This is a genomic window from Escherichia sp. MOD1-EC6021, from assembly GCF_002965245.1.
Taxonomy (GTDB): Bacteria; Pseudomonadota; Gammaproteobacteria; order Enterobacterales; family Enterobacteriaceae; genus Escherichia; species Escherichia coli_F.
In genome coordinates, this window is record NZ_PTRU01000058.1 from 1 (window position 1) to 7,931 (window position 7,931).

Here is a 7,931-nt window from a genome sequence, read left to right on the forward strand (position 1 = left end):
ATGCGCCAGAATGCGCTGTTGCTTGAGCGAAAACCTGCTGTACCGCCATCGAAACGGGCACATACAGGCAGAGTGGCCGTGAAAGAAAGCAATCAGCGATGGTGCTCTGACGGGTTCGAGTTCTGCTGTGATAACGGAGAGAGACTGCGTGTCACGTTCGCGCTGGACTGCTGTGATCGTGAGGCACTGCACTGGGCGGTCACTACCGGCGGCTTCAACAGTGAAACAGTACAGGACGTCATGCTGGGAGCGGTGGAACGCCGCTTCGGCAACGATCTTCCGTCGTCTCCAGTGGAGTGGCTGACGGATAATGGTTCATGCTACCGGGCTAATGAAACACGCCAGTTCGCCCGGATGTTGGGACTTGAACCGAAGAACACGGCGGTGCGGAGTCCGGAGAGTAACGGAATAGCAGAGAGCTTCGTGAAAACGATAAAGCGTGACTACATCAGTATCATGCCCAAACCAGACGGGTTAACGGCAGCAAAGAACCTTGCAGAGGCGTTCGAGCATTATAACGAATGGCATCCGCATAGTGCGCTGGGTTATCGCTCGCCACGGGAATATCTGCGGCAGCGGGCTTGTAATGGGTTAAGTGATAACAGATGTCTGGAAATATAGGGGCAAATCCAGCCATCGCCTGGCATCTGATATCGAAATCATGATGCGTGAACGCTTCAGTGTGCTGAACCATATTATCTGGGCGAAGCCGTCCGGACGCTGGAACGGGTGCAACAAGGAAAGCCTGAGGGCGTATTTCCCCGCCACAGAGCGCATTCTGTTCGCGGAACATTATCAGGGGCCGTATCGTCCGAAAGATGCCGGGTATGAGGCGAAGGGCAGGGCACTGAAACAGCATGTGATGGCACCGCTGATTGCTTACTTTCGTGATGCGCGTGCTGCCCTGGGGATAACGGCAAAACAGATAGTGGATGCCACAGGAAAGAAAAACATGGTGTCGCACTGGTTCAGTGCCAGTCAGTGGCAGCTACCGAACGAAAGCGATTATCTGAAATTACAGGCGCTGTTTGCCCGGGTGGCAGAAGAGAAGCATCAGCGCGGTGAACTGGAAAAGCCCCACCACCAGCTGCTGGAGACGTATACTTCACTGAACCGGCAGTATGCGGAACTGCAGAGTGAATATAAGCATCTGCGGCGGTATTTTGGCGTAACTGCGCAGGTGCCGTACACGGATGTGTGGACGCATAAACCGGTGCAGTACTATCCCGGGAAACATCCGTGCGAAAAACCGGCAGAAATGCTGCAGCAGATAATCAGTGCGAGCAGTCGTCCGGGTGACCTGGTTGCAGATTTCTTCATGGGGTCGGGTTCGACAGTCAAAGCTGCGATGGCGCTGGGGCGTCGTGCAACTGGCGTTGAGCTGGAGACTGAACGTTTTGAGCAGACGGTCAGGGAAGTACAGGATTTAGTCAGTCAGAATGGATGATATTGCAGGATTAGTTACGTACCGTTATTATCCTGCGCCCGGCCCTTTAGCTCAGTGGTGAGAGCGAGCGACTCATAATCGCCAGGTCGCTGGTTCAAATCCAGCAAGGGCCACCATATCACATACCGCCATTAGCTCATCGGGATAGAGCGCCAGCCTTCGAAGCTGGCTGCGCGGGGTTCGAGTCCTCGATGGCGGTCCATTATCTGCATTATGCGTTGTTGGTTTTGATGAGTGAATCAATGTCTTTTGAGCAACAGGCTATCATATAAGATAGCCTCAGACTTCCTTGTTTATTCTCGCCGGATGCTTCGTAGATATTTGCAGGCATCAGTATGCAGGGGTATTATTGCGGCATATATCATCCGGAAAAATAAAAACTACATGCTGATCCGGAGATGATAGTTACAAGTCCTCCCGGATCCCGCATATTTACTATATTTTATAGATAATTGTTCTTGTTAATATGGAGATGGATAAATGTATTGCCGTGCTGTACCGGTTCTTGTTTTGATATTAGCCAGTCTGACAACTGGCTGCACAAAAGATGTATCGACAAATAATTATGATGCTTCTCTGTATCACTCAGATAAATTAATAAAGTCGCAAAATTTGAGCTCATCGGAACGTACCCCTGATGCCAGTGAAGAAATCCGGCAGTATGCCATTCAGGTCAGGAAAGCCATAGAAGAACAGTTAAAGGATGCGAGTAAGTATTCAGGAAAAGAGTGCTCACTGAGAATGTATATGGCCCCGAATGGTCTTCTGCTACAGGTTAAAAGAGAAAGCGGTGATCCTGATTTATGTCGTGAAGCGATGAATGCAGTAAAAAATGCTGATATACCATCACCACCGTCTTCAGGAGTATATAAAGCATTTAGAAATGGCGTGCAGGATTTTAAACTCTGACTGGGGAGAAGATTTTCTCCTGTCTAGATGATTTTGGGGTGCTGGAAAGATATTGTGCTGTGAAGTGTTAAATTCCTCACAATTCAGTAAGTTGACAGTTGCCTGTCAGACTGGGCATTTGTTAAAAAAATTTCGCATGGTGAATCCCCCTGTGCGGAGGGGCGACTGGTGAACGGTATGATCTCTTTGATGATCGTAAGCGAGAATACGCGGGTTTGGTGTCACCGGGCTGAACTCACCGGGAGGCACCCGGCACCATGCAGTATTCAGAGATTAGGCATATATCCAGGCTCCTCATCGCAGGAGCCTTTTTACATGCAAAAAAAACCGCTCCTGGGAAGAGCGGCTGGCAAGAAGAAACAATATGAACAATTAATTAACGATGGGAATAATACCTTAGAGTAATCACCTTGCGCAACTGTAAGGGCATATTTCATCTTTGCGGGCTGTTTTTCTGTGTGGCTTCTGTGTTTCCGGAGGGCAGCCTGTACCTTTTCTGACTCAGAACATTATCCCGGCCGGGAGGATTCATGGCATTTAAACACTACGATGTGGTCAGGGCGGCATCGCCGTCAGACCTTGCTGAACGACTGACACAAAAACTGAAGGAGGGCTGGCAGCCATTTGGCAGTCCGGTGGCCATCACGCCTTATACCCTGATGCAGGCCATTGCGGCGGAAGGTGATGTCACCACACCTGTGGCGGTGACCGGTAATGAGGGTAAGGCGGTGGCTGTCAGTGCCACCAGCGACCCGGAGTATTACTTTGTTGTGGTTCTGGCAGGGCAGTCAAATGGCATGTCGTATGGTGAAGGTCTTCCGCTGCCGGAGACATATGACCGTCCGGACCCGCGTATTAAGCAGCTGGCGCGTCGCAGTACGGTGACACCGGGCGGTGTCGCCTGTAAATATAACGACATCATTCCGGCGGACCATTGTCTGCATGATGTGCAGGACATGAGCCGCCTTAACCATCCGAAAGCGGACCTGTCAAAGGGGCAGTACGGTACCGTGGGGCAGGGGCTGCATATCGCCAAAAAACTGCTGCCGTTTATACCGGCGAATGCGGGCATTCTGCTGGTTCCGTGCTGTCGTGGTGGTTCAGCGTTCACCACCGGAGCTGATGGCACATACAGTGACGCTGGCGGTGCCTCGGAGAATTCAACCCGCTGGGGTGTGGACAAGCCGCTGTATAAGGACCTTATCGGTCGAACAAAAGCAGCACTGAAGAAGAACCCGAAAAATGTGCTGTTTGCCGTGGTGTGGATGCAGGGGGAATTTGATTTTGACGGCACGCCCGGAAATCACGCAGCACAGTTTGGTGCGCTGGTTGATAAATTCCGTGCAGACCTGACGGATATGGCAGGTCAGTGCGTTGGTGGCTCTGCTGGCGGTGTTCCCTGGATATGCGGGGACACGACGTATTTCTGGAAGCAGAAGAACGAATCCACGTACCAGACGGTGTACGGCAGCTATAAAAACAAAACGGAAAAGAATATCCATTTCGTACCGTTCATGACGGATGAGAACGGGGTGAATGTGCCGACGAACAAACCGGAAGAAGACCCGGACATTCCGGGTATCGGGTATTACGGTTCGAAATGGCGTGACAGCTCAGCCACCTGGACGTCACAAGACAGGGCGAGCCATTTCAGCACCTGGGCACGCCGGGGGATTATTTCCGACCGTCTGGCAACGGCGATTCTGGTGCACGCCGGGAGAAGCGCTGAATTCATTACCGGAAAACAGCCTGATATGGTGAGGCCCACCGTACCTTCCGGTGAAGGTCCGGAGATAGAGGCGGAAGCCCCGGCCAGTAAGCGTACCCTGATGAGTCTGCTGGCATCCGGCGAAGACCTGGCATCACAGGGCTGGCGCTATTATCACAAACCGGCGGGCGGAGACAGTGTTAACAAAAACATTGCTGAAGCGGTGGTCAGTGATGCGGGGGCTACGGGAGGTAAGGCTCTGCAACTGAACAAACCGGAAAACCACATCTGGTTTCTGGAGCATGATGCAGCCGGACAGGGGGCGGAGTTACTGAAGAAGGGCGGACGTGTGAGCGTACGGTTTAAGTTGCCGGGTTCACTGGTGCCGAATCAGTTTGCCCTGGGCATTTACTGGCAGTTGTCGTCCCTGCCGGAGGGGGTGATGCTGTCAGGAGAAGGTAACGATATGCTGATGTCCTTCTTTCTGCAGACGGATACGACGAACCTGAACGCGATGCATCACAGGAAGCCTAATGCGAAGCTGGATACATTCGGGGTCTTTGATAACGGATGGCACACGCTGGCTTTTGAGTTTGCCGGCAACAACAGCATTCAGGTGACTCCGGTTCTGGATGAGAAACGGGGAGCGGCGTTCACACTGGTGAAGTCACCGGCATCGGGGGCGGCGGACAAACTGCAACTGAACGATATATCAAGATCGGCGACGTATACGCTGCTGATTGACAGCATTGCGGTGGAAGTGAACAGCACAGACACTGCGGCATGATAAAAAAAACCGCCAGCGACAGGAATGGACGCTGGCGGTGGTAATACCTATGGAGAAAAAATAAAGGAACGATACTTTCGTACTCTGGTTTTTTAATGAAAACAGTTCCCATTGTCAACAATAACGGTAAGAAATTATGACTTTTATTCATCAGGTGATGCTGTACTTCTGTACGGCAGTCTGTGTGCTGTATCTCCTTTCGGGTGGATACCGGGCCATGCGTGACTTCTGGCGCAGACAGATTGACAAAAGGGCCGCTGAGAAAATCAGCGCCAGTCAGTCAGCCGGAAGCAAACCCGAAGAGCCGCTCGTTTAGCGGCAACTTTCTTAATCACACCTTTCGACGAGAAAATCCCATGTCAGAAATTACATCCCTGGTCACTGCTGAAGCAGTGAAGGAAGTCCTGCGCTCTGAAGAAGTCCGGAGCGCACTGAAACAGAAACTTCGCCATAACCTGGAAGCGCGTCTTGATGCAGAAGTGGATGCCATTCTGGATGAACTGCTGGGCGCACCGGCAGCTCCGGAGCCGGAAGGCATCGCGGGTGAGGGGAGTGCTTCAGATAGCGGTGACCCCACACCTGACAGCGACATGATGATGTAAGCATGCGTCAGGGACCATCGGTGTGTGCCGGTGGTCTTTTTTATTGTTGTGAGCTTCCGGATTGCGGGAGGCGGGGTATGTACCAGATGGAAAAAATCACAACAGGTGTGTCATACACCACGTCAGCGGTGGGAACGGGCTACTGGTTCCTGCAGTTGCTGGACAGGGTTTCCCCGTCTCAGTGGGCGGCAATAGGCGTGCTGGGGAGTCTGCTGTTTGGTCTGCTGACATATCTGACGAACCTGTATTTCAAAATCAGAGAGGACCGGCGTAAGACGGCACGGGGTGAGTAGACGATGAATAAACAATACGAACTGGTTGTTAAAGGGATAAATAATTACCCGGATAAGATTACTGTTACTGTAGCGCTGGAAACGGGTGGGTATACGTCACTGTTGTTGCCAAATGTGGTGATTGATCTTGATCGTGTTGAAGGTGCCCCGCTGGAGTTTTACGAAGCTGAGGCGAAAAAGAAGGCGAAGCAGTTTTTCATGGATATTGCTGCCGGGTTATGTGAAGGGGATGAACAGTCACAGGAAAAGTGCCTTTGTTCCGAAGATCGGTATACCATACAAATTAACAATGCATATAACACGATACTGTCAGAAAAAGATGATATCGAATCACGCATTGAAAAACTGGAGAATTGCGTCGTTGAACTGAATAAAAAACTGTCGACGCTGATGCCTTCTGAAGATGCAAAAAAACGCCGCGATGAGCAGTTCGCGGCGTTTTACGATTATTGCATTGAAGTTACTCGCAGGAATTTTGTGAAGGCTTTTGAGGAGAGTAAATCTCTTCAGTAAGCTTAATGGCGGACGCTGCAATTAATTCAGGAAGGTCCGCAAGGTCATCTGTCAGTGGGAATGATGAAAAATCGGCGGCAGTTCTGTTAAGAATTGCTTTAACTAATTCCTTTTCCTCATCCGGCAACACGTTGATTAGAGCTACGACTGCTTGCCTGAGTGCGATTAAATCAGCAAAAGTTTGTTTTGGTAGATTTGGATAATCCATAGTCACCTCTGTGTTTATCAGATTGACATACCCTGGCCAGTGCCCACCACTGGCGGGGTGAAGGCTTAACATATCCAGGGATTCGGAACCGATAAATCCTGATAAATATCCATGAACGCAAAAATCAAATACGGCCTGTCGGCTGTCGTTCTGGCGCTGATTGCCGCAGGGGCTTCTGCGCCTGAAATCCTCGACCAGTTTCTGGATGAAAAGGAAGGTAACCACACCACGGCATACCGTGATGGTGCGGGTATCTGGACCATCTGCCGTGGAGCCACCCGGGTGGATGGTAAGCCTGTCCTCCCCGGCATGAAGTTGTCGAAGGAAAAATGCGACCAGGTTAACGCCATTGAGCGTGATAAGGCGCTGGCATGGGTGGAGAAAAACATCAAAGTGCCACTGACTGAACCCCAGAAAGCGGGTATTGCGTCATTCTGCCCGTATAACATTGGCCCCGGTAAGTGTCTCCCGTCGACGTTTTATAAGCGGCTTAATGCCGGTGATCGTAAAGGTGCCTGTGAGTCGATTCGCTGGTGGATTAAGGACGGTGGGCGTGATTGCCGCACACGTTCAAATAACTGCTACGGACAGGTTATTCGTCGTGACCAGGAAAGCGCATTAGCTTGTTGGGGGATAGATCAGTGAGAAGAGTAACCGCGATTATTTACGCTCTGGTTATCTGCATCATCGTCTGTCTGTTATGGGCTGTTAATCATTACCGCGATAACGCCATCACCTACAAAGAGCAGCGCGATAAAAAAGCCAGAGAGCTGGAGCTGGCAAACGCAACCATTACTGATATGCAGGTGCGCCAGCGTGATGTTGCTGCGCTCGATGCAAAATACTCGAGGGAATTAGCCGATGCGAGAGCTGAAAATGAAACTCTTCGCGCTGACGTTGCCGCTGGTCGTAAGCGCCTGCGTATCAACGCCACCTGTCCAGGTCCCGTGCGTGAAGCCACCGGCACCTCCGGAATGGATAATGCAACCGGCCCCCGACTGGCAGACACCGCTGAACGGGATTATTTCACCCTCAGAGAGCGGTTGATGACAATGCAGAAGCAACTGGAAGGGACGCAGGAATATATCCGCACTCAGTGTATTAACTAGTATTTTTGTTATCCGGAGAATGCATGAAGAAATTACTGGTAACCGTAAAGCCTTTTCAGGGAACAATTCCGTTCCGTATTTTGCAGCGTGGTCGTGTTCTTGTTGAAGGTTCGTTCAGTGGTAAATGTACGCAATTACACTCCCGGACCTTTCAGGTGAATGCCACGAATGAAGAGCTAACCGTTGAGTGTACGATGAATGCCGCTAAATGCCGCATGGTATCCGCTGCATTACAGCCAGTGTGTTGAGCGACCTTATTAACCATGCGCGGTATTGTCTGCGTATTACCGTGAAGGAGATCGGTGAGTAACATCGATGGAGATCGGTTCGTGTCACTTTCACAGAACCGTTTTTA

General features: G+C 51.0%; 9 protein-coding genes, 2 tRNA genes and 3 pseudogenes. 13 read left to right on the top strand and 1 reads right to left on the bottom strand.

Features of this window, described 5'->3' with window-relative positions; translation table 11 throughout:
• From BEB54_RS27080 to BEB54_RS29600, 10 genes and pseudogenes are all read left to right on the top strand, one after another.
• Window positions 1-621: pseudogene (locus BEB54_RS27080) on the top strand (IS3 family transposase); the annotation flags it as partial.
• A gap of 13 nt (window positions 622-634) precedes the next feature.
• A pseudogene (locus BEB54_RS27085) lies at window positions 635-1,447 on the top strand (site-specific DNA-methyltransferase); the annotation flags it as partial.
• 40 nt (window positions 1,448-1,487) lie between these two features.
• Window positions 1,488-1,563: transfer RNA gene (locus tag BEB54_RS27090), tRNA-Ile, on the top strand.
• Window positions 1,564-1,572: 9 nt separating this feature from the next.
• Window positions 1,573-1,649: transfer RNA gene (locus tag BEB54_RS27095), tRNA-Arg, on the top strand.
• Between the two features lie 278 nt (window positions 1,650-1,927).
• The gene (gene tolA / locus BEB54_RS27100; RefSeq protein ID WP_063104047.1) at window positions 1,928-2,356 is read left to right on the top strand and encodes a cell envelope integrity protein TolA; all 429 of its coding nucleotides are present in this window, start codon (window positions 1,928-1,930) and stop codon (window positions 2,354-2,356) included.
• Between the two features lie 530 nt (window positions 2,357-2,886).
• Window positions 2,887-4,851, top strand: coding sequence for an SASA family carbohydrate esterase (locus tag BEB54_RS27110; RefSeq protein ID WP_063104048.1), 1,965 nt, complete (start codon window positions 2,887-2,889; stop codon window positions 4,849-4,851).
• Between the two features lie 136 nt (window positions 4,852-4,987).
• Window positions 4,988-5,167 carry a DUF1378 family protein gene (locus tag BEB54_RS27115; protein WP_000142781.1) on the top strand — a complete coding sequence of 60 codons (180 nt, stop codon included), beginning with the start codon at window positions 4,988-4,990 and terminating at the stop codon, window positions 5,165-5,167.
• 40 nt (window positions 5,168-5,207) lie between these two features.
• On the top strand, window positions 5,208-5,453 hold the full coding sequence (locus BEB54_RS27120; RefSeq protein ID WP_001290230.1) for a DUF826 domain-containing protein: 246 nt from the start codon (window positions 5,208-5,210) through the stop codon (window positions 5,451-5,453).
• A 77-nt stretch (window positions 5,454-5,530) separates the two neighbouring features.
• Window positions 5,531-5,746, top strand: coding sequence for a class II holin family protein (locus BEB54_RS27125; RefSeq protein ID WP_032189660.1), 216 nt, complete (start codon window positions 5,531-5,533; stop codon window positions 5,744-5,746).
• A 3-nt stretch (window positions 5,747-5,749) separates the two neighbouring features.
• Window positions 5,750-5,995 (top strand): annotated as a pseudogene (locus BEB54_RS29600) (DUF1327 domain-containing protein); the annotation flags it as partial.
• Window positions 5,996-6,206: 211 nt separating this feature from the next.
• Here the strand turns inward: BEB54_RS29600 and BEB54_RS27135 are convergent.
• Window positions 6,207-6,467, bottom strand: a complete 261-nt coding sequence (locus BEB54_RS27135) for a hypothetical protein (RefSeq protein ID WP_001625288.1) — start codon at window positions 6,465-6,467, stop codon at window positions 6,207-6,209.
• Window positions 6,468-6,578: 111 nt separating this feature from the next.
• Here BEB54_RS27135 and BEB54_RS27140 point away from each other — a divergent pair, with 111 nt between their 5' ends.
• The 3 genes from BEB54_RS27140 to BEB54_RS27150 are packed head-to-tail and all read left to right on the top strand — an operon-like array spanning window position 6,579 to window position 7,824.
• Window positions 6,579-7,112 carry a lysozyme gene (locus BEB54_RS27140; RefSeq protein ID WP_063121631.1) on the top strand — a complete coding sequence of 178 codons (534 nt, stop codon included), beginning with the start codon at window positions 6,579-6,581 and terminating at the stop codon, window positions 7,110-7,112.
• Window positions 7,109-7,576: a lysis protein gene (locus BEB54_RS27145; protein WP_063104053.1), complete on the top strand. Its 468-nt coding sequence runs from the start codon at window positions 7,109-7,111 to the stop codon at window positions 7,574-7,576. Before BEB54_RS27140 ends, BEB54_RS27145 begins: the two co-directional genes overlap by 4 nt.
• A 23-nt stretch (window positions 7,577-7,599) precedes the next feature.
• The gene (locus BEB54_RS27150) at window positions 7,600-7,824 is read left to right on the top strand and encodes a hypothetical protein (RefSeq protein WP_000735655.1); all 225 of its coding nucleotides are present in this window, start codon (window positions 7,600-7,602) and stop codon (window positions 7,822-7,824) included.
• The last annotated feature ends 107 nt before the right edge of the window (window positions 7,825-7,931 follow it).